Source organism: Rhizobium sp. L1K21 (genome assembly GCF_024055895.1).
Classification (GTDB): domain Bacteria; phylum Pseudomonadota; class Alphaproteobacteria; order Rhizobiales; family Rhizobiaceae; genus Ensifer_A.
This window is the reverse complement of the sequence record NZ_JAMXLE010000001.1, coordinates 709,528-732,844: the sequence shown is the minus strand read 5'-3', so window position 1 is coordinate 732,844 and position 23,317 is coordinate 709,528. Positions and strand designations below refer to the sequence as shown.

At 57.9% G+C, this 23,317-nt stretch carries 24 protein-coding genes; 10 read left to right on the top strand and 14 right to left on the bottom strand.

Going from position 1 to position 23,317, the window contains the following annotated elements:
- The first annotated feature begins 52 nt into the window (after positions 1–52).
- The 4 genes from NHF56_RS03480 to NHF56_RS03465 all read left to right on the top strand — a co-directional run bounded on the left by NHF56_RS03480 (position 53) and on the right by NHF56_RS03465 (position 7,115).
- Positions 53–1,669, top strand: coding sequence for a GMC family oxidoreductase (locus tag NHF56_RS03480; protein ID WP_252804824.1), 1,617 nt, complete (start codon positions 53–55; stop codon positions 1,667–1,669).
- 70 nt (positions 1,670–1,739) lie between these two features.
- The gene (locus NHF56_RS03475; RefSeq protein ID WP_252801589.1) at positions 1,740–3,125 is read left to right on the top strand and encodes a sigma-54 dependent transcriptional regulator; all 1,386 of its coding nucleotides are present in this window, start codon (positions 1,740–1,742) and stop codon (positions 3,123–3,125) included.
- On the top strand, positions 3,118–5,139 hold the full coding sequence (locus tag NHF56_RS03470; protein WP_252801587.1) for a HAMP domain-containing sensor histidine kinase: 2,022 nt from the start codon (positions 3,118–3,120) through the stop codon (positions 5,137–5,139). The genes NHF56_RS03475 and NHF56_RS03470 overlap by 8 nt, the downstream gene beginning before the upstream one ends.
- A gap of 170 nt (positions 5,140–5,309) precedes the next feature.
- Positions 5,310–7,115, top strand: a complete 1,806-nt coding sequence (locus NHF56_RS03465) for an OFA family MFS transporter (RefSeq protein ID WP_373456244.1) — start codon at positions 5,310–5,312, stop codon at positions 7,113–7,115.
- Positions 7,116–7,196: 81 nt separating this feature from the next.
- Here the strand turns inward: NHF56_RS03465 and NHF56_RS03460 are convergent, their stop codons facing one another.
- The 4 genes from NHF56_RS03460 to NHF56_RS03445 form a co-directional block, all read right to left on the bottom strand.
- On the bottom strand, positions 7,197–8,051 hold the full coding sequence (locus NHF56_RS03460) for a D-amino-acid transaminase (protein WP_252801583.1): 855 nt from the start codon (positions 8,049–8,051) through the stop codon (positions 7,197–7,199).
- Between the two features lie 4 nt (positions 8,052–8,055).
- Positions 8,056–9,042, bottom strand: coding sequence for an N-acetyl-D-Glu racemase DgcA (gene dgcA, locus NHF56_RS03455; RefSeq protein WP_252801581.1), 987 nt, complete (start codon positions 9,040–9,042; stop codon positions 8,056–8,058).
- Positions 9,039–10,040: an N-acetyltransferase DgcN gene (gene dgcN / locus NHF56_RS03450; RefSeq protein ID WP_252801579.1), complete on the bottom strand. Its 1,002-nt coding sequence runs from the start codon at positions 10,038–10,040 to the stop codon at positions 9,039–9,041. Before dgcN ends, dgcA begins: the two co-directional genes overlap by 4 nt.
- Before the next feature lie 184 nt (positions 10,041–10,224).
- Positions 10,225–10,596, bottom strand: a complete 372-nt coding sequence (locus tag NHF56_RS03445; RefSeq protein ID WP_252801577.1) for a DUF2147 domain-containing protein — start codon at positions 10,594–10,596, stop codon at positions 10,225–10,227.
- Positions 10,597–10,726: 130 nt separating this feature from the next.
- Here NHF56_RS03445 and NHF56_RS03440 point away from each other — a divergent pair, with 130 nt between their 5' ends.
- Genes NHF56_RS03440 through NHF56_RS03430 form a run of 3 tightly spaced genes read left to right on the top strand, consistent with a single transcriptional unit; the run spans position 10,727 to position 13,097 of the window.
- Complete coding sequence (locus NHF56_RS03440) at positions 10,727–11,527, top strand: DUF1295 domain-containing protein (protein WP_252801575.1); 801 nt, start codon at positions 10,727–10,729, stop codon at positions 11,525–11,527.
- Between the two features lie 17 nt (positions 11,528–11,544).
- Positions 11,545–12,570: a cyclopropane-fatty-acyl-phospholipid synthase family protein gene (locus tag NHF56_RS03435; RefSeq protein WP_252801573.1), complete on the top strand. Its 1,026-nt coding sequence runs from the start codon at positions 11,545–11,547 to the stop codon at positions 12,568–12,570.
- Complete coding sequence (locus NHF56_RS03430) at positions 12,567–13,097, top strand: hypothetical protein (RefSeq protein ID WP_252801570.1); 531 nt, start codon at positions 12,567–12,569, stop codon at positions 13,095–13,097. Before NHF56_RS03435 ends, NHF56_RS03430 begins: the two co-directional genes overlap by 4 nt.
- Here NHF56_RS03430 and NHF56_RS03425 read toward each other — a convergent pair whose 3' ends face one another.
- Genes NHF56_RS03425 through NHF56_RS03415 form a run of 3 tightly spaced genes read right to left on the bottom strand, consistent with a single transcriptional unit; the run spans position 13,098 to position 16,470 of the window.
- A complete protein-coding gene (locus NHF56_RS03425; RefSeq protein WP_252801569.1) occupies positions 13,098–14,321 on the bottom strand; it encodes a cyclopropane-fatty-acyl-phospholipid synthase family protein in 1,224 nt (407 codons plus the stop codon).
- A complete protein-coding gene (locus NHF56_RS03420; RefSeq protein WP_252801567.1) occupies positions 14,318–15,115 on the bottom strand; it encodes a DUF1365 domain-containing protein in 798 nt (265 codons plus the stop codon). The genes NHF56_RS03425 and NHF56_RS03420 overlap by 4 nt, the downstream gene beginning before the upstream one ends.
- Entirely contained in the window at positions 15,112–16,470 is a 1,359-nt protein-coding gene (locus tag NHF56_RS03415; RefSeq protein WP_252801566.1) for an NAD(P)/FAD-dependent oxidoreductase, read from the bottom strand. The genes NHF56_RS03420 and NHF56_RS03415 overlap by 4 nt, the downstream gene beginning before the upstream one ends.
- 85 nt (positions 16,471–16,555) lie before the next feature.
- Between NHF56_RS03415 and NHF56_RS03410 the strand changes: the two genes are divergently transcribed.
- Genes NHF56_RS03410 through NHF56_RS03400 form a run of 3 tightly spaced genes read left to right on the top strand, consistent with a single transcriptional unit; the run spans position 16,556 to position 18,396 of the window.
- The gene (locus NHF56_RS03410; RefSeq protein WP_373456243.1) at positions 16,556–17,269 is read left to right on the top strand and encodes a sigma-70 family RNA polymerase sigma factor; all 714 of its coding nucleotides are present in this window, start codon (positions 16,556–16,558) and stop codon (positions 17,267–17,269) included.
- On the top strand, positions 17,266–17,937 hold the full coding sequence (locus NHF56_RS03405; RefSeq protein WP_252801565.1) for a ChrR family anti-sigma-E factor: 672 nt from the start codon (positions 17,266–17,268) through the stop codon (positions 17,935–17,937). The genes NHF56_RS03410 and NHF56_RS03405 overlap by 4 nt, the downstream gene beginning before the upstream one ends.
- 33 nt (positions 17,938–17,970) lie before the next feature.
- On the top strand, positions 17,971–18,396 hold the full coding sequence (locus NHF56_RS03400) for a DUF2177 family protein (protein ID WP_252801564.1): 426 nt from the start codon (positions 17,971–17,973) through the stop codon (positions 18,394–18,396).
- On the opposite strand, the gene NHF56_RS03395 is transcribed toward NHF56_RS03400, so the two are convergent.
- The 7 genes from NHF56_RS03395 to NHF56_RS03365 all read right to left on the bottom strand — a co-directional run bounded on the left by NHF56_RS03395 (position 18,378) and on the right by NHF56_RS03365 (position 23,307).
- Positions 18,378–19,535 (bottom strand): iron-containing alcohol dehydrogenase, encoded by a 1,158-nt coding sequence (locus NHF56_RS03395; protein ID WP_252801563.1) that lies wholly within the window; start codon positions 19,533–19,535, stop codon positions 18,378–18,380. The genes NHF56_RS03400 and NHF56_RS03395 overlap by 19 nt on opposite strands.
- Positions 19,536–19,693: 158 nt before the next feature.
- Positions 19,694–20,581: an energy transducer TonB gene (locus NHF56_RS03390; RefSeq protein WP_252801562.1), complete on the bottom strand. Its 888-nt coding sequence runs from the start codon at positions 20,579–20,581 to the stop codon at positions 19,694–19,696.
- The gene (locus NHF56_RS03385; RefSeq protein WP_252801560.1) at positions 20,578–20,949 is read right to left on the bottom strand and encodes a biopolymer transporter ExbD; all 372 of its coding nucleotides are present in this window, start codon (positions 20,947–20,949) and stop codon (positions 20,578–20,580) included. The genes NHF56_RS03390 and NHF56_RS03385 overlap by 4 nt, the downstream gene beginning before the upstream one ends.
- Positions 20,950–20,989: 40 nt before the next feature.
- Positions 20,990–21,370: a biopolymer transporter ExbD gene (locus NHF56_RS03380; RefSeq protein ID WP_256995376.1), complete on the bottom strand. Its 381-nt coding sequence runs from the start codon at positions 21,368–21,370 to the stop codon at positions 20,990–20,992.
- Complete coding sequence (locus NHF56_RS03375) at positions 21,360–22,049, bottom strand: MotA/TolQ/ExbB proton channel family protein (protein ID WP_252801557.1); 690 nt, start codon at positions 22,047–22,049, stop codon at positions 21,360–21,362. The genes NHF56_RS03380 and NHF56_RS03375 overlap by 11 nt, the downstream gene beginning before the upstream one ends.
- 2 nt (positions 22,050–22,051) lie before the next feature.
- The gene (locus tag NHF56_RS03370) at positions 22,052–22,477 is read right to left on the bottom strand and encodes a hypothetical protein (protein ID WP_252801556.1); all 426 of its coding nucleotides are present in this window, start codon (positions 22,475–22,477) and stop codon (positions 22,052–22,054) included.
- A 14-nt stretch (positions 22,478–22,491) separates the two neighbouring features.
- A complete protein-coding gene (locus NHF56_RS03365) occupies positions 22,492–23,307 on the bottom strand; it encodes a heme ABC transporter ATP-binding protein (protein WP_252804821.1) in 816 nt (271 codons plus the stop codon).
- Positions 23,308–23,317 lie beyond the last annotated feature (10 nt).

Here is a 23,317-nt window from a genome sequence, read left to right as displayed (position 1 = left end):
CCAAGGGCCGGTTTTGCGCTTACTACACCACTCTTGGTGGAGGAAAAGAATGATGGCTGAAGTACGCCGGTTTGAAGGGGATTTTGATTACATCATCGTTGGTGCGGGAACGGCGGGCTGCGTGCTTGCAAACCGCCTGACGGAAGACCCGAAAACCCGCGTGCTTCTGCTCGAGGCCGGCGACTCCGACAACTATCATTGGGTGCACATACCCGTCGGCTATCTCTTCTGTATCGGCAACCCGCGCACCGACTGGATGATGAAAACCGCCCCGGAACCGGGTCTCAACGGGCGCTCGCTGGTCTATCCGCGCGGCAAGGTTCTGGGCGGCTGTACGTCCATCAACGGCATGATCTATATGCGCGGTCAGGCCGCTGATTACGACCACTGGCGCCAGCTTGGCAATACGGGCTGGGGTTGGGACGACGTTCTGCCCTACTTCCTGAAATCCGAAGACCATCATGCCGGAAGCAACGCGTTCCACAGCCAGGGCGGCAATTGGAAAGTCTCCAAACAACGCCTGAAATGGGACATTCTGGAAGCCGTGCAGCGCGGCGCACGGGAATTCGGCATAGAGCCCCGCGCCGACTTCAACGACGGCAACAATGAAGGCTCGGGCTTCTTCGAGGTCAACCAGAACAATGGTGTGCGCTGGAACACGGCGAAGGGCTTCCTGCGCCCGGCCATGAAGCGCCCCAATCTGCGGGTGCTCACAAATGCCACTACCGACAAGGTTATCTTCGAAGGCAAGTGTGCCGTTGGCGTAAGCTTCCGCTGGCAGGGCACCGAATATGAAGCACGCGCGGGCTCCGAAGTGCTGCTGACGGCAGGCGCCATCAACTCGCCCAAACTGCTCGAATTGTCCGGCGTCGGCCAACCGGATCGGCTGCAGTCCCTCGGTATTGAACTTGTGCACGAGAGCAAAGGTGTGGGTGAAAACCTGCAGGACCACCTACAAATCCGCACCGCCTACAAGGTCAAGAATGCCAAAACGCTCAACACCTATGCCAATTCGCTCATTGGCAAAGCGCAGATGGGCCTGGAATATGCGCTCAGCCGAAGTGGCCCTCTGTCCATGGCACCCAGCCAGTTCGGCATGTTCACCAAATCCGATCCATCCATGGAAACGCCCGACCTTGAATATCACGTCCAGCCACTGTCGACCAATCGCCTGGGTGAACCCCTTCACCCCTTCCCGGCGATCACCGTCTCGGTGTGCAATCTCAGACCGGAAAGCGTGGGTTCGAGCCACGCAACAAGCAGCAATCCCGAGCCGCAACCGGAGATCAAGCTGAACTATCTCTCCACCGAACGCGACCGTGAGATTGCGGTCAAATCCGTCCAGCAGGCCCGACAGATCATGACGGCAAACGCGCTGAAGAAATATGAACCTGAAGAGTTTCTTCCCGGCCCCGCCATCCAGAACCATGAAGACTTGGTGCGTGAAGTCGGTAACATTGCGACAACGATCTTTCACCCGGTCGGCACCTGCAAGATGGGCCATGACGAAAATGCCGTCGTCGCGCCTGACCTCAAGGTCCATGGCTTGGAGGGATTGCGGGTGGTCGATGCCTCCATCATGCCCAAGATCGTCTCCGGCAACACCGCCTCGCCCGTCGTGATGATCGCCGAAAAGGCTGCCGACATGATCCGTAGAAAAACCGCCTGACAACAAAAGCAAGTTCACAGCCAGGCTTGAACCCGGTATTCTGACGAAGCCACATATGGGGGGAGAACATTTGGGCCAGGCGAAAAAACAGCTGAACCAGCAGCAGGCAAGCCCGGAATTCGGTCCCTGGCTTGCGCAATCATCCATCCTGATCGTCGATGACGAACCCGGCATGCGCAACTTCCTCGCGCGCACCCTGGGCCCGCGCTGTCGCCATATTGAGGAGGCTTCCAACGCACAGGAAGCCTCGCAAAAGCTTGACCAGCAGCATTTCGACGTCGTTATCCTCGACAATATCATGCCCGGCAAGAACGGTGTCGAGTGGCTGGCGGAGCAGCGGGAAATCGGCTTTTTCTCCAACGCCATTTTGATGACGGCTTACGCCGATCTCGATACTGCGATCATGGCGCTGCGGGCCGGCGCGGTCGATTTTGTGCTCAAGCCCTTCCGCTCCAATCAGATCCTCAACGCCGTCTCGCGCTGTCTCGACAGACGCCGGCTGCAAAGCGAGAACTTCGTGTTGCGCCACGAGCTGCGTGAAGCATCCGACCACCTGCGCCTGCGCGATAATCTGGTTGGCACCTCGGCTGGCATTGAGCGTGTGCGCGAAACCATTGCCCGTGTCGCGCCCCTGCCCACCTCGATCCTGATTACCGGCGAGTCCGGCACCGGCAAGGAAGTGGCAGCCCGCTCCATCCACGCACTGTCCGACCGCGCCGACAAGCCCTTTGTGCCGGTCAACTGTGCCGCCATTCCCCATGACATGATCGAGGCCGAGTTTTTCGGCCACCTGAAAGGCGCGTTCACGGGCGCGGAAAATGCCAGAGATGGGCTTTTCCTGCATGCGCAAGGCGGAACGCTTTTTCTCGATGAGGTCGGCGAGCTGCCGCTTGCCACCCAAAGCAAACTCCTGCGCGCCATTGAAGGCCGCCGCATCCGGCCCGTCGGGTCCGAGCGTGAAATCCCCGTTGACCTGCGCTTTGTCTTCGCCACGAATGTGGACCTGGAAAGGAAGGTGGAAGACGGCAGCTTCCGTCCCGACCTCTATTACCGCATCAACGTGATGCAGCTGCAAATGCCACCCCTGCGTGAGCGCGGCGGCGATGTGGTGGAACTCGCCCACCTCTTCATGGATCGTCTGTCCCGCCAGCTGGGCATGCCGGCTGTGGCAATCGATGATGAAATCAGCAATGGCCTGCAGGCCTACCGCTGGCCGGGAAATGTGCGCGAACTGCGAAACCTGATTGAACGAACCCTGATCCTGGGTTCCTTCCCTGATGAGATGCGGCACAAAGGCGATGAAACCACCCCCGCCGAAGGCACGCTGGAGGCGCTGGAACGTCAGCATATTTTGAAGGTGCTGGACGACTGTGGCGGCAACCGCGCAGAGGCGGCGCGCAGGCTCGGCATCTCGCGAAAGACCATCGACCGCAAATGCGCAGTCTGGAATGTCTGAAGATCAGCCGACATCAGCTGCGGAGCCGCGCAAGGAACGTTCGGTGCGCTTCCGCCTTCTGGCAATTGCGCTTCTGCCGATGCTTTTCATCGTGCCGCTGCTGCTCGGCATCACCATGCTGCGCTGGAACGGCAAGTTCGACACGCTACTGATCACCAAGGTCAATTCCGACCTGACGATTGCACATCAATATTTCACGCAGATCCTCGACAACACCGGCGAACGCATCAATGCGCTGGGCCGTTCAGCGGAATTTCGCGACGCACTGACGATCGGTTCCGACATGGATGCGCTTCTGGAAGACAAGCGCAAGCAGTTGGGGCTCGATTTCCTCTACATCTATCAGCCGGGGCGTGATGTCTCCAACGCTGCGCCCGCCAGCGCCAGACCGATTGATCCGGTACGGTGGCCAGCGATTGAAGCTGCCCTTTCAGGCACACCGGAGACAGTCATCGACATCTTCAGCCATGAAGATCTGGCCGCAATTTCACCAGCATTGGCCGAGCAGGCAAGCTTCGACCTCATCGACACGCCAAACGCAGTACCAACAGAGCGCAAGGTCGAAAATCGCGGCATGGTCATTCATTCCGCAAGCCCGGTCATCCTGCCCGGCGGCAGACCTGCGGCACTCGTCGGCGGCACGCTGTTGAATGGGAACCTTGCCTTTATCGATACGATCAACGACCTCGTTTACAAGCAGGCAAGCCTGCCCGCCGGAAGCCAGGGAACGGCAACGCTCTTTCTCGACGATGTGCGTGTCAGCACCAATGTGCGCCTGTTTGAAAATCGGCGCGCACTCGGAACCCGCGTCTCACGCGCCGTGCGCGAAACGGTGCTGGGCGAAGGCAGGGTCTGGCTGAACCGCGCCTTTGTGGTCAACGACTGGTACATCTCCGCCTATGAGCCCATCACCGACAGTTTCGGCAAGCGCGTCGGCATGCTCTATGTGGGCTTTCTGGAGGCCCCTTTTCGCGAAACAAAGCTGACCACGATTGTCTTTATCGCAGCCGCCTTTGTGATCGCGGCGGCCATTTCAATTCCCATCTTTCTGCGCTGGGCAAGCGGTATCTTCCTTCCATTGGAGCGCATGACCGCAACGATTGGCCGCGTGGAAGGCGGCGATCTTTCGGCCCGCACCGCAATTGAACGTTCAGACGATGAAATCGCCCGTGTGGCCTTTCATCTCGACGAGCTGCTCGACCAGATCCAGAGCCGCGACAAGGCGTTGCGGGAATGGAATGAAGCGCTGAACGACCGCGTGGAAGAGCGCACCCGCGAACTGCGCCGCGCCAACGACCAGTTGGAAGCTGCAACCCGCCAGCTGATCCTCTCCGAAAAACTCGCCGCCATCGGTGAAATCACAGCAGGCGTGGCCCATGAAATCAACAACCCCATCGCCGTCATGCAGGGCAATCTTGATGTGCTGCGCTCCACGCTCGGTGAAAATGCCAAGGAGGTGAAGACGGAGATTGCGCTGATCGACGAACAGATCAACCGCATTCACCTGATCGTCACCAAGCTTCTGCAGTTTGCGCGCCCTGAAGAATATGCCGGCTCCGTTGACCGGCATTCCGCTGCCGATGTCGTGGCAGACTGCATCCCGCTCGTTCAGCATCTCCTCAACAAGGCAGATATCGAGGTCAAACTCGAACATCATTCGGATCGGTTGATCCTGATGAACCGCACCGAGCTGCAGCAAATTCTCGTCAATCTGATCGTCAATGCGCTGCACGCCATGCCGAATGGCGGGACGCTGACGCTTAAGGATCGCGATCATATTGAAAACGGCAAGGATGGCGTCCTGATCGAGGTCGAGGACACCGGCATCGGCATGGACGAGACCACGCAGGCACGCATCTTCGACCCCTTCTTCACCACCAAGAAGAGCGAAGGTACCGGCCTTGGCCTTTCCATCAGCCAACAGTTGATCGCCCGCCAGTCAGGCCGGATCTCGGTGAAAAGCAAACCTGGCGAAGGCACCACATTTTCCATCTGGTTGCCGGAAGCAAACTGAGCGGGCGGCTGCGACATTTTGTCCAAACCGAAAGGACAGAATGGGCCAGGACATGGACATTTTGTCCAATTCGAAAAATCGGAAAACCATAAACAATTGAATTTCATCAACTTTCCATAGTGGCATGAAACTTGTTTGTTCCTAGCTTGACCGGTGGGAGGCGGGTCAGGATGCGCGAGGAGGAAAATTGCGCTGTCCGCACCAGCCACCGACGCCGGCAGGGTTCAAACGGGAGGGACATTCAATTGTTTGACAGCCTCAAGAAACAACACATCGTCGCAGGCGATGGATTTAACCGCTGGCTGGTACCGCCGGCATCAATTGCTATTCACCTTTGCATCGGCTCCGTTTACGCATGGAGCATCTTCAATCCGCCGCTGACCAAGGAATTTGGTGTGGTTGCGGCATCATCGGGTGACTGGGGTCTCGATTCCGTTGTCTGGATTTTCTCCGTGGCGATTGTTTTCCTCGGTCTGGCTGCAGCCTTTGGCGGCAAATGGCTGGAAGAAGTCGGCCCGCGCATGGTTGGCGTGGTGGCCGCACTCTGCTGGGGCGGTGGCTTCATCATCGGCGGATTTGGCATCATGATACATCAGCTCTGGCTGGTTTATCTCGGTTATGGCGTCATTGGCGGCTGTGGCCTCGGTCTCGGCTATGTATCGCCGGTGTCCACGCTCATCAGATGGTTCCCCGACCGCCGCGGCATGGCAACCGGCATGGCCATTATGGGCTTTGGCGGCGGTGCCATGATTGCAGCCCCCATCAAGGAATATCTGCTCGGGCTTTATTACAAGGCACCGACATTTTTAGGTGCCGAAGGTGCCGTCAATCTCGTTACCGAAGGCGGCAAGCGCATGGCTGAACTGAACGGCCAGATGGTTGAAGTTGTCGTTGCCAGCGCCAAACAGGTGGCGGGCGCTCCAGTACCGTTGGAGCCCGGCGTTTATGCCGTCGGCACAGGCAATACCGGTGCTGCATCAACCTTCTTCACGCTCGGCATTGTCTATTTCATCGTGATGATCATCGCGTCCTTCTCCTATCGCGTTCCGCGCGAAGGCTGGAAGCCGGCTGGCTGGAACCCGCCTGCAGCCGATGCCGCCAAGGCCAAGATGATCACCCAGAACCACGTTCACATCGACCAGGCCCTGAAGACACCGCAATTCTATCTCTTGTGGATTGTGCTCTGCTTCAACGTGACCGCCGGTATCGGCGTGATTGGCGTGGCAAAAACCATGATGACGGAAATCTTCGGCACCACCCTGCCGCTGATCGTCAACTCGGCCTTCGCTGCCACCTACGTCTTGATGATCTCGGTCTTCAACATGTGTGGCCGTTTCTTCTGGGCGTCCATTTCGGATTACATCGGCAGAAAGAATACCTACCACTGCTTCTTCGTACTGGGCATCGTACTCTATCTCTCGATCCCGTATGCAGCGCAGCAGGTGAGCGCCAACCCGGCAGTCACATGGCTCGTCATGTTCTATGCAGCCACGATGATCATCTTCACCATGTATGGCGGTGGTTTTGCCACGATCCCGGCCTATCTCGCCGATATCTTCGGCACGAAATATGTCGGCGGCATCCATGGTCGTCTGCTCACCGCATGGTCAACGGCAGGTGTTCTGGGCCCGCTGGCCATCACCCAGCTGCGTAGCGCTTCGTTGATCAGCTCCATCAAGGATCTGGCTGCAAAGGTCGATCCGGCAGCCTTCCAGGCGAAGTTCGGCGCAGGCATCGATCAGCTCGATCAGCTCGTTGCGGCAAAAACCGTGACGGTCGCACGCCTGATGGAAATTGCACCCGCTGGCACGGTTGACCCAACCCCCAGCCTTTACAACACCACCATGTATGCCATGGCCGGTCTGTTGGCGATTGCACTGGTGGCAAACTTCCTCGTCAAGCCGGTGGATGAAAAGCACCACATGGAGGAAGAGGACGCAGCATCCAACGTCGCCAAGCTGAAAGCTGCCGAATAGCTTCCCAAGGCTGAACGTGAAAAAGCCGGGCGAGGATCCTCTCGCCCGGCTTCATATTTCAGGTGTGAAAACTTAAAAAAATCAGATCGCCGTTGCGCGGCTGTTTTCGATGTAGATTTCGCGCAGTTTTGCCGCAACCGGACCCGGCTTGCCTGTGCCGATCACAGCCTCATCAATCTGGACGACCGGATAGACGAAGGTCGTCGCCGAAGACACAAAAGCCTCCTTCGCCGCCTTGGCCTCTTCCACGGTAAAGGGCCGCTCTTCCACTTTCATCTGCAACTGGCGTGCACATTCCAATACGGATGCGCGGGTGATCCCCGCCAGAATGCTGTGCGAAAGATCGCGCGTCACAATCGTTCCCTCTTCCGTCACGATATAGGCATTGTTCGACGACCCTTCGGTAATCACGCCATCGCGCACCAGCCAGCCATCATCCGCACCTTGCTTCTTGGCCATATTCTTGACGATGGAAGGATAGAGAAGCTGGACTGTCTTGATATCGCAGCGCTGCCAGCGCAGATCATCCACCGTGATCACCTTCATGGACAGCTCTTCAATTGGCTTTCCGGTCAGGGATTTCGACTGGGTGAACATAACGACCGTATTGGGCGTGGATGCATCCGGATAGACAAAATCGCGGTCGGCAGCGCCACGCGTAACCTGCAGGTAAACCAGCCCCTCGTCGATATTGTTTTCGGCAACCAGTTTGCGGTGCGCCGCCAGAAGCTCCTCTTCCGTCATGGAAAACGGCATGTCGAGTTCATTCAGAGAACGCTTTAAACGCTCATAATGCCCCTTGAAATCAAGCAGTTTGCCATCCAGCACCGACGTCACTTCATAAACCGCATCTGCAAAGAGAAAACCGCGGTCGAAGACCGAAACGCTGGCTTCGTTTTCCGGCACATAATGGCCGTTCACATAGACTATACGCATGAAATTAGCCCCAAAGTTCTGGTTGCGGCGGATCGATCAGCGATCCTTTGAAATGAAGTGGCGGGTCGCGGTCCGCCGCGAGAAGCAGCGGGCCGTCGAGATCGACATAGGCGACATTCTGCGCCACCAGGGTGGCCGGTGCCATGGCAAGCGAAGTGCCGAGCATGCAGCCAACCATGATGCCAAAGCCCATCGCCTCGGCCTCAGCCTTCAAGGCCAATGCCTCCGTGAGACCCCCGGTCTTGTCGATCTTGATGTTGATAAGGTCATACTTGCCAGCAAGCTTGGCAAGCGACGCCCGGTCATGGCAGCTCTCGTCAGCGCAGACGGGCAGCGGGCGCTCCAGATGCTTCAGCGCCTCATCTTCGCCAGCCGGCAATGGCTGCTCCACCATGGCGACACCGAGACGAACGAATTGCGGCGCGAGTTCACGGTAATAGTCCGCCGTCCAACCCTCATTGGCATCGACGATGATGGTGGAATTGGGCGCACCGGCACGCACGGCCTCAATACGCTCGAGATCGCCATCCGCGCCAAGCTTGACCTTCAGGAGCGGACGATGCGCGTTCTCGGCAGCCTGTGCCTGCATCTTTTCAGGCGTTGCCAGCGAGAGCGTATAGGCTGTCGTCAGTGTCTGCGGTGCGGCAAGACCGGCAAGTTGCCAAACCTGTTTTCCGGCCCGCTTGGCTTCGATGTCCCACATCGCGCAATCGAGCGCATTGCGGGCGGCCCCGGCAGGCAGGCGCGTTTGCAAACCCTGCCGGTCAAGTCCGGACGCCAGCTCACCTTCCAGCGAGCGGATCAAGCCGATCACGCTATCGACGGTCTCGTTGTAGCGCGCATAAGGCACACACTCACCGCGACCGGTAAACACGCCATCCGAAATCTCAACCGTCACGACGCGAATTTCAGTCCGCGACCCGCGCGAAATGGTGAAGGTCCCCGCAATCGGGAAGACCTCCTCGCAAACATTCAGCGTGAGGCTGGTCATAGCGCTGCCAGCGCATCCGCCAGACGCTCGGCCCCATGGCGGAACGGATCAACGGTCGGAAGGCCCATGCGCTTTTCAACCTCGGCGCAATAGGCAAGCGACTCCTCATCCGACATGGCCGATGTGTTGAGAGAAATGCCGACAACCTTGCAATCCGGATTGACGATATGCGCCATGGTAAGCGCCAGTTCGCGAAGCGCCTCCAGGCTCGGGAGCTGGTAATCGGGAAGGCCGCGCATATGCGGGCGGTTCGGCTCATGGCAAAGCACCAGCGCATCCGGCTGGCCGCCATGGACCAGCGCCAGCGTCACGCCGGAATAGGATGCATGGAAAAGGCTGCCCTGCCCTTCAATGAGGTCCCAATGGTCGGCATCATTGTCCGGTGTGAGATATTCTATGGAACCGGCCATGAAGTCGGCAATCACGGCATCCAGCGGCACGCCATCACCGGTAATGAGAATGCCGGTCTGGCCGGTGGCGCGGAAGCTTGCCTTCATGCCCTTCGCCTTCATGGCCTTTTCCACGCAAAGCGCAGTATACATCTTGCCAACCGAGCAATCCGTGCCGACGGCCAGCATGCGCTTGCCAGCGCGCTTTTTGCCATTGGCGATCGGATACTGCACGGAGGGAATGCGCACATCGTGCAGCGTGCGGCCGAGTTCCTTGGCCTTGGCAGCAAGATCGGCTTCATTGCGCAGCAGATTGTGCAGGCCTGAAGCAATGTCGAGGCCGGCTTCCAGCGCCTCGATCAACACCGTCTTCCATGCCGGAGAGATAATGCCGCCGCGGTTCGCCACGCCGATTACAAGCGTTTTGACGCCCTTTTCAACAGCCTCGGCAATCGTCAGATCGGGCAGTTTCATATCCGCATTGCAACCTGCGAGCCGAAGCTGCCCAACCGCAAATTCCGGCCGCCAATCCTTGATTCCCTGTGCCACCTTTGCTGCCAATGGGTCAGGCGCATCGCCCAGGAAAAGAAGATAGGGAGTCTCGATCATGTTGGCCTCTCATATGCGGGTTCGAAAAACTGAACCATTTGGAAAAAGCTAACATACAAAAGCGATTGCGCGCCGCAAGGTCATTTTCTTCGCATGTGCAAAATTCATCGACCCGTTAGAGACGATTTTTCCGGGCTCGACCCTTGCAACGACGAGGCCAACAGAAGCAGCGCGCTCTAAACGCCTACTGCTTTGTCCAACCCACTGACTTGCAGACAATCTTGGCCAGCACGCAGCCGCGCGTCGTCATGCTGTCACCGTTCACATCAACGGAGATATCATAGGTCAGACCGCGCTGCGGGTCGCGCGCCTCGCCCTCGAATTTCCCCGTTCCGGTTTGTTCAAGATCCATGATCAGGCGGTCACCGACCTTCTCGCCCTTGGTGCCAGGCTTGATCCAGACGTTGACGGCACATGTGTTGGAACCGCAGTCTTCAATACGCACCCTGGCTTTGCCATCGCCACGCGCCCAAACACCATCCATGGTGTTGGCTTGTGCATATGTAGATGAAACGCCAGCCAGAACGGCGGCACTGAAAGCAGCATATCGAAACATGGCAGCATCCTCCTGTCCAAAGATCATGCTCCGATAACGCTGCAATACAGCTTTTGGTTCACTTGTCGGTAATCCGCTTGGGCAACTGCTCCGTAATGCCCTTCTAACAGCAAACAAACGGAAAGAACCCATGACACTGGCTCTTCTGATTTCGATCGCGATCGTGCTGTCGGTCCTTCTGGCTGGCGCATGGGCCATCCAACGATTGACCGGCAACAGCGGCTGGATTGACACGATGTGGTCCCTGTCGGCGGGCATCGGTGCGTTGATCGGCATCTATTATGCAGCCGGCGCACAGGTTGAGCGCCAATGGATCGCCGCCGCCATCATCCTGATCTGGTCTTTGAGGCTTGCAAGCCATATCGCCAGCCGCAGCGCAGGCGCTTCAGAAGACCCGCGTTACGCCGCACTGATGGAAGAGTGGGGCGAAAAGCGCGCCTCCCGTCTCTTCTGGTTTTTGCAAATCCAGGCCGCCGCCGCCTTCGTTCTGGCGCTTGCCCCGCTTTCCGCTGTCAGCATCAACGCGCCCTTTCCGCAAGGAACCGATTGGCTGGCACTGGCAATTGCTGTCATTGCCATCGGCGGTGAGACACTGGCCGACCGCCAACTCACACACTTCCGCAAAACCAACACGGTCAAGGGTGCGGTCTGCGAAATAGGCCTTTGGAAATATTCACGCCACCCCAACTACTTTTTCGAATGGTTGTTCTGGTGCAGCTGGCCGGTTCTGGCGCTGAGCGGCCTTTTGCAAACGCCGTTTTATGTCCTGCTCGCACTCGGCGCGCCGGCGATGATGTATTGGCTGCTGGTTCATGTTTCCGGCATTCCCCCGCTTGAAAAACACATGCTGAATTCGCGCGGCGAGACCTTCAAGGCCTATCAGGAAAGGGTCAACGCCTTTTTCCCCGGCCCGCGCAGCACCAACGCCTGATATTTGAGGAGAGCAGGATGACGATCATTCAAAATGCCATTACCGCGGTTGAAAAGGTCAATCTTCCCGATTGGCTAACGCTGAGCGGTGTCGAATTTCTGGTGGGCAGGACCAAGCGTAAACTGGCCCGCACTGAGGATCAGGAAGAAGACGCATTTGCGAAAGCCATGCGCAATTTTCCCATTGCCGTTCACACCGAAGAGGCAAATGAGCAGCATTATGAACTGCCAGCCGAATTCTTTGCACTGTGCCTCGGGCCGCAGAAGAAATATTCCTGCTGCCTTTACGATGGTGCCCAGACGACCCTTGCCGAAGCAGAAACGCTGGCCTTGACCGAAACCGTTGAACATGCCGACCTGAAAGATGGACAGAGCATTCTCGAACTCGGCTGCGGCTGGGGCTCGCTTTCGCTGTTCATGGCAAAGCGTTTTCCCAATGCACGCGTCGTATCAGTCTCAAACTCCGCATCACAGCGCGCCTTCATCGAGGAAAAGGCGCGCGCTGAAGGCATCACCAATCTCCAGGTCAGAACCGCCAACATGGTGGATTTCGAACCGGGCGACACGTTTGACCGCATTGTCTCGGTGGAAATGTTCGAACACATGTCAAACTGGCCAGGTCTGCTGGAGCGCACGCGCAATTGGCTCAATCCGGAAGGCAAGCTCTTCCTGCATGTCTTCACGCACAAGAACCGCTCCTACCGTTTCGACCACGAGGACAAGGCCGATTGGATAGCCCAGCATTTCTTCACCGGCGGCATCATGCCCGCCCATGACCTGCTCCGCCGTTTCCCCGACCTTTATCAGGTTGAAGAAGAATGGCGCTGGTCGGGCCAGCATTACGAAAAAACCGCCCATGATTGGCTGGAGAATTTCGACCGCAATATCGACGCCATCCGCCCGATCCTGAAATCGGTTTACGGCAACAACGCCGAAACATGGGAACGCCGCTGGCGGCTTTTTTTCCTGGCAACCGCCGGCCTCTTCGGCCACGATAAAGGGCAGGTCTGGGGTGTATCGCATTACCGGCTGACGCCTGCATGACGAGCGAAAACATCAAAACGCGCGATACGCTGGTGGCTTCAGCCACCAGCGTCGCGTGGATTATCGCTTTGAACAAGCCAGTCTATCCGGCTTACGTGTGGTTTCTCGCCGAAGACTATTTCCGCGTCTCGCTTCTGACAGCGCTATCACTGCCGCTGTTTGCCGCCCTGCCCTTCATAGCCCGCAAAAGTGGATTTGCGGCAAGGGCAGGCATCGTCGCGATCGGCATGATCGACACAACCTTCATCAGCTTCGCGCTTGGATTTGAAACCGGCGCCTGGATGTTTCTGCTCCCGTGTTTCATGCTGGCGCATGGTTTGTTTTACGAGCACGAGAAATGGCCCGCGCGTATCGCAGCTGCCTTTGGCTACGTCGCCTTCCTGATGATCTTTTACCTGAAAGACTATGCAATTGCCGGTGAGATACCAGTCGAGCAGACAACGGCCCTGTTTGCCGTCAACGCCGTCGGTGCAGCATCGCTTGCGGCCTTTATCGTCCTGCGCTTTCCAAGAATGAAGCGGCCCTGATCAGGCCGCCTTGGCCAGCCTGAACTGGTAAACATCGATGTTGCGACTGTCGAAACCCGTTGCGCAATAATGCAGGTAATAGCGCCACATACGATAGAAGCGGTCGTCAAAGCCGAGTTTCCGGATCTCATCCCACTTGGCAACGAAGTCCACATCCCACTTGCGCAAGGTGCGCGCATAATCCAGCCCGAATGCAAAACTGTCTTTCAACGACAGTCCTGCCTCAACAACCGATTTGCGAAACGCCGTCACCGAGGGCAGCATGCCGCCCGGAAAGATATAGGCCTGAATGAAGTCTGCATTGCGCCGATAAGCATCAAAGCGCGTCTCATCGATGGTAATCGACTGTATCATCGCCTCGCCACCCGCCTTGAGCCGTGCAAAAACACGCTCGAAATAGGTCGGCCAATGTTCCTCGCCCACTGCCTCGAACATCTCAATGGAAACGATCTTGTCGAAATGCCCCTGACAATCGCGATAATCCTCGAGGCGAATGTCGCTCCGCTCAGCCAGACCGGCGCGCTGCAGACGCTCGCGCGCAAAAGCAGCCTGCTCCTTGGAAAGCGTCAGGCCCGTAACCTTGCAGCCCGTCTTCGCGATCGCATATTCGGCGAACCCGCCCCAGCCGCAGCCGATTTCAAGGACATGATCATCCGCTGTAATGCCAAGTTCATCCACAATACGCGCATATTTGGCCGTTTGCGCGGCCGCCAGGTCCATGTCGGGCTCGACATAGAGCGCCGACGAATAGGTCATGGTTTCATCCAGCCAATGGCCGTAAAAATCGTTCCCGAGATCATAGTGATAGGCGATATTGCGCCGGCTGCCCTTGCGCGAGTTTCCGCGCAGCTTGTGGCGAAGATAATCTGCAAGTCTCAGCGCGCCTGAGGACTGCGAAGCAACAGATGCGAGCGCTGCCTCATTCGCCAGACCGAAGGCCAGAAATGCGCCGAGATCCGGCGTATCCCAGTCCCCATCGATGTAAGAGCGTGCAAAGCCCAGATCGCCGGATCTGAGAAGCTGCCACAGCGGGCGCGCATTCCAGATGGTGAGTGCTGCATCGGGGCCAGGCTTGGTACCCGCTATGCGGATCGGCTCACTGTGACCAAAGCGCAGTTCGAGCGATCCGACGTCAATTTTCTGCACAATCCTGAGAATGAATCTCTGCCACATTTTCAACCGCACCGGCACCGCATAATCGTCAGAATAAGAGATCTCGGTCATGACGCTTTCGCCCCCGTATTGTCCACATCCACCAGCGTACTCGCGACCCTTTGTCTGGCAGGCACGTGCCGGAATACTTTCATACCCTTCAGCCATATGCGCAACGCCTCAAAATGGATTCCAGCCATAATTTTCAATGTCATAAGCGGATAGGCAAAAAACGCCTTCATGAGTTCTCTGTCGTTCAGCTTGGTGCGTTTCCCGGTAAAGCCAGCAAACAGTAGCGGCCCGCTCTCGTCCTCTTCATTGATCACGATGCTGACCGCCTCTGCGGGCGGCACAAGCCGGAAGTCATACCGGCACTCCATGGGAATGAAGGGGGAAACATAAAGTTCCTTGTTCGCCGAATGGCGGATCGTTCCGTCCCTTGTTACGGCAGGGATGACATAGGTGTGGCGCTCATGAAATGTGTTGCAGACTTCATAAAGCACCAGCGCCGTGGACCCATCTGGCCGGGTCAGAAAATAGACCGTCAGCGGATTGAATACATAACCCAGGATGCGCGGATAAACGAGGATGGATATCCGAAGGTCTTTGTCTTCAACCCCAGCCGAGCGGGCGTGGTTCAACACCCATTCCTTGAGATTTCCCCCGTCCAGCGGGCCATGATCCTGGTCGAAAAAGCTGAAAAGCGAAAACCGGTTATGTCCGAAAAGGCGAAGCCCCCGGTCCATTCTGCCAATTTCATCAATATCGAGGAGCAGCGAAAAGACACGGTACTTCAGCTTATGCTGCTTCGGTCGATGGCGCGTATGCACCACCTCGCCGCGATATATGGCGGAACGCAACGTCATTCCGCAGCGACCATTGCTGGTTCGAGATGAATGCGTCCCGATTCGTTCTCCACACGCCAGGGACGTTTGATGCCGCTGATGGCTTCGGCAACCGCAAGTCCGGCCTGTATGCCGTCTTCATGGAAGCCGCTGCCGAAATGCGCACCGCAATACCAGAGCCCGCCACGGCCCTGCACACGCCACATCTGCCTTTGCGCCTCCATTGCCTTTCGGTCGAAGAGAGGATGTTCGTAACTGAACCGGGCATGGACCTTGTCTTCGGCAATCGCCCGGATCGGATTGAGCGTGACGAAAACCGGATCGGCGGTCTGAAGCTGCTGCAGCCTATTCATCCAGTAAGTGACGCAAAGCTGGCTTTCATCTTCGCCTACGCTGTCGCTGACATAGTTCCAGCTTGCCCACACGCGTTTGCGGCGGGGCATCAGGCCGGGATCGGAATGCAGAACCGCCTCGTTTTTCGTGTAGCCGAAAGCACCGAGAAGTCGGCGCTCGTCGTCAAAGCCGCCCTTGAGCATACGCAAGGCCTGATTGGCATGCGCGGCAATCACCACGTGATCGAACAATTCCGGCTCTTGCCCCTTTACCTGCACCTCCACGGCACCGGGAAGACGCTCCACACGGACAACCGGGCTTCCAAGCCGCACGTCGCCATCAAAATCGGCCAGAAGACGCGTCACATATTCCCGGCTTCCACCATGAACGGTACGCCATGCCGGGCGTTCACCCAGATTGACGAGGCCATGGTTCTTGAAAAAGGAAATAAAGGCCGCAAGCGGATAGTTGCGCATTTCAGGCGCCGTCGTGGACCAGATCGCCGCCCCCATGGGCAGAATGTGATCATCAATGAACGAGCGCGAGTAGTTTTGCGTGGAAAGATAATCACCAAGCGTCAATTCATGCGGCAGGCTGGAATGTTCCATCTGCTGCGCGTTCCGGTAAAAACGCACGATATCACGGAGCATCATCCAGAACCGCAAATTGACGATATTGGAACGCTGTCCCAGCATGGTCGCAAGGTTGGTTCCCGAATATTCAAAGCTCCCGCCACGCAGCGACGCCGCAAAGGACATGTCGGAGGCATCCGTCGGGACATCGAGATATTGGAAGAGAGCCGTCAGATTGGGGTAATTGATCTCATTGTAGACAATGAAGCCTGTATCCACCGGAACCGGGCCGCCTGCTGTCGGGATATCGAACGTGTTGGAATGTCCGCCCGGCCTGTCCTCGGCCTCGAACAGGGTCACATCGGCGCTGTAAGACAACAGCCAGGCAGCCGATAGCCCGCTGATCCCCGAGCCAATCACCGCGACACGACGCAAATGACGATCCTCGAACCTGTCCAACCTCTTCAGCATGTGACGCAAAGCTCCCTGTTTGTTGTGAGGCATTACGCAGAAAGACGAAGGATGGATTGAAAAGTTTCGAATTTTTTCCCATCCTGTGATCCGGCATAAAATCGGCCCCGTATCGCTTGTCATGCAGATCGCCATGGAAAACGGGACCATTGCCAGAACACCGCCGCCGCCAACGCTTTTGGCGGGCCGAGCGGCTGTTCCCGGCAAAACAAAGGACGCAAGAAGCCGCATGGATGATAACGCAGACGGTGCGACAGCACCGGACTTTGCTAAGAAGATTGAGGCAGTTGGCGCCCGTCAGGACAAGCAGGCATTTGAAGTGCTCTTCAGGCACTACGGACCGCGAATCCGCGCTTTCATGCTCAAGAGAAATGCTGATCGGCAACAGGCCGAAGAACTAATGCAGGAAACAATGATCACCGTGTGGAAAAAAGCGGCTCTTTTTGATCCCGCGCGCGGCAATGCATCCAGCTGGATTTTCACCATCGCGCGGAACGTGCGCATCGACGCCTATCGCAAGACGAACCGCCCCGAGTTCGACCCCAATGACCCGGCCTTCGTGCCGGACGAAGTCATCCCGGCGGACGAAGTGGTTCAGATGGGACAATCTGCCGAGCGCGTACGCAGCGCCATGGAAGTCCTCCCGCCCGAGCAATTGCAGCTTTTGAAGCTTGCCTTTTATGAAGAGGCTTCGCACAGCGCCATTGCCGAAAAACTCAACCTGCCGCTCGGCACGGTGAAGTCGCGCATTCGGCTCGCCTTTGCCAAGCTGCGCGATGCCTTGGGAGAACGTCCATGAACATCTCCCACCATATCGGCGACGAACTGCTTTTGGAATATGCAACCGGCGCGCTGAGCGAAGGCTGGAGCGTTGCTGTGGCAACCCATCTGGCCATGTGTCCCCATTGCCGGGCGCGGCTTGCTGCAATGGAAGCGACCGGTGCGCAACTGATGGAAGGCATCGAACCGCCACCGACCACGGAAACCGACGAGATGTCCTGGTCCCTGCTTTCCGAGCGCATTGACACCGTTGATCAGGAAACATCGGGCGAGAAACCGATCAGGTATGAGCCCAGGAAGGAACGTACTGTTCCCGAGCCGCTCTATTCCTATCTTGGCGGAAACCCGGATGAGATCAAATGGCGTTCGCTGGGGCTGGGTGCCTATCATTTCCCGGTCAAGCTCGGCGACAAATCGACATCGGTACGCCTGTTGCGTATCCCCGCAGGCAAGCCTGTGCCCGAACACGGCCATGGCGGGCGGGAGCTGACGCTGGTGCTGAGCGGTTCGTTCAGCGACGCAAACGGACGCTTCGGTCCGGGCGACTTCGAGGAAACCGATGATGACATCGAACATCAGCCGGTGGCCGATCCGGGCGAGGATTGCATCTGCCTTGCCGTTACGGACGCGCCCTTGAAGTTCAAGAGCCGCATCGTACGCATCATTCAGCCGCTGCTGGGCATATGATTTGCCCAGCCTCAAAGACAAAAAGAGGCAATTATGAAAGCTTATGTCAAAGCCGCAATTGGATTGTCGCTGGTGTTTCTCGTCATCGACTTCATCTGGCTTTCTCAGATATCGATTGGCTTTTATCGCACGCATATCGGCAGCCATCTCGCTGAGGAACCGAACCTCGTGGCCGCGGCCGTGTTCTACGTCCTCTATCTCGGCGGCATTCTCTACTTTGCCGTCGCTCCGGCGATCATTCGCGGAACCATGGCCAGTGCGGCCTTTTCCGGCGCGCTCATGGGCCTTGTTGCCTATGGCACCTATGACCTCACGAACATGGCGACCATGTCTGACTGGCCGTTGATTGTCACGGTTGTCGATATGATCTGGGGCGCTGCAATCACCGCCACCGCCGCCGCTGCCGGCTACTGGTTTGCCATGTTTGAGCCAAAACGCAGTCAGAAGGCCGCGCGGTAGATCGCCAACGCATCAGCCTCCGAGACCGGACGCGGATTGTTCACAAGCAGCCGCGTCTGGTTCATCGCATCAGAGGCAAGCCTGGGAAGAAAATCTTCCGGGATATTCATCGCGCGCAAATTCGGCTGCAGCCCGCAGGCAAGCGACAGATCAGCCAGCCGGTCGCAAAACGCTGCTGCCCGCTCCTGCCCTTCCATGTCAGCCAGATTAGGGAAAACGTAAGGTGCCAGTTCTGCATAGGGTTGCGGAGCTGTGACGGCATTGAAGCGCAGCACATGCGGTAGCACCAGCGCATTGGAAAGCCCGTGCGGGATGTGGAAATGACCGCCCAGCGGATAGGCCAGGGCATGAACGGCAGCAACGGGTGAATTGGCAAAAGCCTGCCCCGCAAGCATGGAACCCAACAGCATATCCGAGCGCGCCTCGACATTCTTGCCCTCATGGACCGCTTTCAGGATGGACCGCCCCATCAGCGTGAGCGCCTGAACCGCGAGCATGCGGGACACCGGATTGTTGTTCGGGCTGGCAGACGCATAAGCCTCGATTGCATGCACCATGGCATCAATTCCGGTGGCCGCCGTAATATGGGGCGGCAAACCATAGGTCAGTTCCGGGTCGAGTAGCGCGATATCCGGAAGAAGAACCGGCGAGACCACACCCATCTTCTCGTTCTTGCCCGTCGTGACAATGGAAATCGGCGTAACTTCCGAACCGGTTCCGGCTGTTGTCGGAACCAGAATGAGCGGCAGCCGCGGACCCTTGGCATTGCCGACGCCATAAATATCCATCAACTGTTCTTCGCCACGCGCGAGAAGCGCCACCAGCTTGGCCACATCCAGCGAGGAACCGCCGCCAAGCCCGATCACGCCGCTGACCCCCACAGAAATGGCGTGCTCCGTGGCCTTCAACACCACCCGCTCGGGCGGGTCTGCTTCCACGTCGGCGAAGAGTTCCACCGTCACCCCGGCATCCTGCAGCGGCTGCAACGCCTTCTCCACAATGCCCGTTGCCATCATGCCCGGATCGGTGACCAGCATCACGCAATCACCGATCTGCTGCCGGACAAGTTCCCCGATCCTGCCGAGCGCACCAACACCGAACTGAATGGATTTGGATGTATTGAAGGTAAATGCGTCCATAGTCTCCTCCGCCGCACGCCGCTTGTTGTTCTCCCGTTTGCACAGGTAACACAATTTTTTCAAGCGTTGCACGCCCCCACCTCGAAGGATTGAGAGTCTCCAGTCTTTTTGGAGGTCACGCCCGTAGGACTATGATGGGGACGTACAATCGTTGTCGATCAGCGCGCGAAGATCATCGGCACGACGAACGGCCACTGGCTTCGCCCCGCCTCCGGGGGAATGGCGGGAAACGGCGAGGCGCGGCGCACGGCATCAAGTGCGGCCTGGTCGAGAACCGGTGATCCCGAGCTAGCAACGATGCGAATGGACACGGCCTGCCCGCTTGCCGTAACGGTAAAGCCCACCTGGGCCTGCCCGCCTTTCGCCTGCCGTGCAGCACTTTTCGGGTAGCGCAACGCGCGACGCAGCCGGCGCGCCACCGTGCCTGGATAGTTGGAAACAGCGGCATTGCCAGCGGAACTGTTGGAACGTTTCTGATTGCCTTGAGACTCGGCCCGCCGTGCATTGGCATTGGCCGTGCCTCCGGCGCCGGCCTTGGGCTTTGCTTTCTGTACAACGGTCTTTTTCGGCTGAGCCGGTTTCGGAGGCTCCGGTCTCGGTTGCGGCGTCGGCGGGTTGATGACAGGCTGCATTTCCTCAACCGCCTCCAGCGGCTCGGAAAGCGCCGCCGTCTGCGATGGTTCGATCACCGGGTTCGTCTCACTTGGTGCATACGCCTGGCTATTGGCAGGCTCTATCGCCTGCGTATCGGCAACCTGTTCGGCCTCGGTTTCTTGCGGTGTCAGTTCCTCGCTCTCCTCAGCCTGCACGGCCTCAGTCGGCACCGGCTCGATTTCGGATGTTTCCGAAGCCTCCTGAACCTCGGTTTCGGCACCGGCTGCAACGGCATCGAACTCGCTCTGTCCCAGAAGAATGATCTCACCACCGCCGGTAGCACCCTCGATCAACATGGCATCCTTGTCGCCCTGCATCACGTACGGAACGGAAAAATGCAGACCAACCGACAAGACCAAGGCGGCAAGCCAGTGTTTTGCGCCAAGCTTCATGGTTGCGCTCGTTCGCTGAAGACGACGATCTTGCCGCCGCCCGCTTCATGCAGTGTGGAAACAATGTCCAGAAGCTCGGTTGCAGGAAGCGCCCGGTCGGGCAACAGGCGAATGACCGGCTCTTCCCCTGCGTCCGTAGCCTCGGCGTTCAGCGCCGCAAGATAGGCCTCGGCAGTGGTTTCCCGCCCCTCGTAGATCATCGTGCCATCAACGCGAATGCCCAACATCTTCTCCTGCTGTGCCTCTTCGGCTTCACTGGTCTTGATCGCCTCGACCTCGGGGGCCGCAGTTGGTGCAATTGTGCCGGCAATCAAAAAGAAGATCAGCATCAGGAAAACGATATTGATCAGCGTGATCGTATTTTCCATTTGCCGTGGCTTAGACGGTCGCTCCATGCGCAACATTACATTACCTCGAAATGCTCACCTTCAGACCCATCACACGGAGGCTTTCCAGCGCTTCGACCAGCCGCTGGGAGTCCAGTGCGCTATCGACACCGAGCAGCACGCGCTCGGCACCCTTGTCCTTGTAGGTCTTCATCGTCTCCGTCAAAGCCTCGTTGCTGACCGCCACACCGTTGATCAGCCAGCCATCACTCAAGGGCTTGGCCAAGACGGCCGGGCTTTGAGAGGCGGTACCGCCACGCTGAACCGGAGGTGTAATCTCTGTTTGCGCAAAACGGGAGAAGGTGGAGGTCAGCATGAAAAAGAGCAGCAGCAAAAAGACCACATCAATCAGCGATGTCATCGAAAGCCGCCGCCGCTGATGTCGAGGCGCTTTAACCAGCATAGGCGGCTCGCACACGCCCGTGCGCGGTTGAAGCTTCAACCGCACCGCGCTCCGCCCGTGGCGAGAGCAACGCGCCGACCTGCGTTTCAATGATCATGCGTTCGTTCTCGATACGCGTTTCGAGAAGGGTCAGGATCAACGAAACCGGCATGGCAACGGCAAGACCGGCCGCCGTGGTCAGAAGCGCCACCCAGATGCCGCCGGCAAGAAGCGAAGGATCGACATTGGACCCCGCGCCCTGAAGCTGCTGGAACGCATCGATCATGCCGAGCACCGTCCCGAAAAGGCCAAGCAGAGGGGCCAGTTGTGCAATCGCATCCAGGAGACGAAAACCGCTCTGAAGCTCGTGAAGCCGGGTTGCTGCATATTGGCCGACCTCTTCCTCGATCGCGGCCTTGTCCATGTCGCCCCGCGCCTTCAGCGAATAGGCAAGCGCCACTGCACCGCAAGCCGCACTCTTCTGTTTCTGATACGCCATAAGGTCAGCTGGAACCCGGTCCGCTTTCAGACGCGCGACAAAGCGTTGGGCAACCCGCCCATTGCCGGTCGAGCAAGTGATAAACTGCCAGAGTTTTAAGATCACCAGAGCCAGCGCCAAAACGGAAACAGCCAAAAGAATGGCCACCACTGGGCCGCCCAATGCCAGGAAAGACTTGATCGTATCAAACGCAGCTTGCATGACTATGCTCCAAATTCGATTTTGCTCTTGTTGGCCGTCGCAAGTGCGGCTTCACATGCGTCAACGCCACCGGGAAACCCGTCGCAGGATTTGACTGCGTTGATGAGAACGCGCGAATAGCCGTCACACTTACTGCCAGGAATTTCAAACTGACGCACCACCGTGCGACCGTCCTGCAATTGCCCGAAATTGAGTGTCGTAAGCTTGTCCACAAGACCGTCGGCATTGAAGAATGCAACCTCGAAGGCAGCCTTCTCGATATCGTGTCCGGCGCTGTTTGCAGAGACGAAGGTAAACCGACAACCGGCAGACAGATCCTCCAGATTGTTCAGCTCCAGGCGAATGGAAGGCTTGTCTTCTGCCGCGGCAGCACCGGCGCCAAACACGGCTGCAGCAAGGCTAGCGATGATAAATCTTGAAAATGACATGGCTTTCTCCTTTGTCACTCGGCCGCCAGGCTCAAGTTCGTCGGCTGCGACGCAGCAGACTGCGGCAGCACGAAAATTCCGTCCCGTGGCGGCAATCCCGGTTTCAGGGCACAATCGAACACCGCTTCAAGCACCTCAGCAGTCACCACCTCGGCAGGGGTGCCTTCTGCGACGAAGCGGCCGTCCTTCATGAACGCAATGTGGTCGGCATATAGCGCGCTCAAATTGAGATCGTGCATGACCGCGATGACACCACCACCGCCCGCCGCATAGTCGCGCGCAAGCTCCATGACCGCGAGCTGATGGCGAACATCAAGACTGGAAACCGGCTCATCCATGATCAGCCAGCGCGGTCCCTCTTCACCAACCGGCTCCCATATCTGGCACAGCACGCGCGCAAGCTGGACCCGCTGGCGTTCGCCGCCCGAAAGCTCGTGCACGATACGGCGGGAAAAACCTGCCAGCCCGACCCGTTCCAGCGCGGCTTCCACCATCTGATTACGTACGGCTCTGTTGGAGAAGATACCCGTGGTTAAACCGAGACGAACAACCTCGCCTGCCGTAAAGGGAAAGGTAACGAGCGTTTCCTGCGGGAGCACCGCACGGACCGCTGCCATTTCCCAGGCTTTCATTGCGGATGCATCCACCCCGTTGATCGTCACGCTTCCTTCAAACGCAAGTTCACCGGAGATGGCACGAACGAGCGTCGATTTTCCGGAACCGTTCGGCCCGGCGACCACGGTGATCTCCCCGCTTCTGGCCTGAAAATCCACGCCATGAAGAATGGCTTTCTGGCCATGCCGGACGTTCAGACCCTTTGCCGTTATCATATGCATCGAT

Coding starts and splice junctions, on each gene's coding strand:
- NHF56_RS03480 (WP_252804824.1), top strand. CDS start 53: ATGGCTGAAGTACGCCGGTTTGAAGGGGATTTTGATTACATCATCGTT.
- NHF56_RS03470 (WP_252801587.1), top strand. CDS start 3,118: ATGTCTGAAGATCAGCCGACATCAGCTGCGGAGCCGCGCAAGGAACGT.
- NHF56_RS03465 (WP_373456244.1), top strand. CDS start 5,310: ATGCGCGAGGAGGAAAATTGCGCTGTCCGCACCAGCCACCGACGCCGG.
- NHF56_RS03460 (WP_252801583.1), bottom strand. CDS start 8,051: ATGCGTATAGTCTATGTGAACGGCCATTATGTGCCGGAAAACGAAGCC.
- dgcA (WP_252801581.1), bottom strand. CDS start 9,042: ATGACCAGCCTCACGCTGAATGTTTGCGAGGAGGTCTTCCCGATTGCG.
- dgcN (WP_252801579.1), bottom strand. CDS start 10,040: ATGATCGAGACTCCCTATCTTCTTTTCCTGGGCGATGCGCCTGACCCA.
- NHF56_RS03445 (WP_252801577.1), bottom strand. CDS start 10,596: ATGTTTCGATATGCTGCTTTCAGTGCCGCCGTTCTGGCTGGCGTTTCA.
- NHF56_RS03440 (WP_252801575.1), top strand. CDS start 10,727: ATGACACTGGCTCTTCTGATTTCGATCGCGATCGTGCTGTCGGTCCTT.
- NHF56_RS03435 (WP_252801573.1), top strand. CDS start 11,545: ATGACGATCATTCAAAATGCCATTACCGCGGTTGAAAAGGTCAATCTT.
- NHF56_RS03430 (WP_252801570.1), top strand. CDS start 12,567: ATGACGAGCGAAAACATCAAAACGCGCGATACGCTGGTGGCTTCAGCC.
- NHF56_RS03425 (WP_252801569.1), bottom strand. CDS start 14,321: ATGACCGAGATCTCTTATTCTGACGATTATGCGGTGCCGGTGCGGTTG.
- NHF56_RS03420 (WP_252801567.1), bottom strand. CDS start 15,115: ATGACGTTGCGTTCCGCCATATATCGCGGCGAGGTGGTGCATACGCGC.
- NHF56_RS03415 (WP_252801566.1), bottom strand. CDS start 16,470: ATGCTGAAGAGGTTGGACAGGTTCGAGGATCGTCATTTGCGTCGTGTC.
- NHF56_RS03405 (WP_252801565.1), top strand. CDS start 17,266: ATGAACATCTCCCACCATATCGGCGACGAACTGCTTTTGGAATATGCA.
- NHF56_RS03400 (WP_252801564.1), top strand. CDS start 17,971: ATGAAAGCTTATGTCAAAGCCGCAATTGGATTGTCGCTGGTGTTTCTC.
- NHF56_RS03395 (WP_252801563.1), bottom strand. CDS start 19,535: ATGGACGCATTTACCTTCAATACATCCAAATCCATTCAGTTCGGTGTT.
- NHF56_RS03390 (WP_252801562.1), bottom strand. CDS start 20,581: ATGAAGCTTGGCGCAAAACACTGGCTTGCCGCCTTGGTCTTGTCGGTT.
- NHF56_RS03385 (WP_252801560.1), bottom strand. CDS start 20,949: ATGGAAAATACGATCACGCTGATCAATATCGTTTTCCTGATGCTGATC.
- NHF56_RS03380 (WP_256995376.1), bottom strand. CDS start 21,370: ATGCTGGTTAAAGCGCCTCGACATCAGCGGCGGCGGCTTTCGATGACA.
- NHF56_RS03375 (WP_252801557.1), bottom strand. CDS start 22,049: ATGCAAGCTGCGTTTGATACGATCAAGTCTTTCCTGGCATTGGGCGGC.
- NHF56_RS03370 (WP_252801556.1), bottom strand. CDS start 22,477: ATGTCATTTTCAAGATTTATCATCGCTAGCCTTGCTGCAGCCGTGTTT.
- NHF56_RS03365 (WP_252804821.1), bottom strand. CDS start 23,307: ATGATAACGGCAAAGGGTCTGAACGTCCGGCATGGCCAGAAAGCCATT.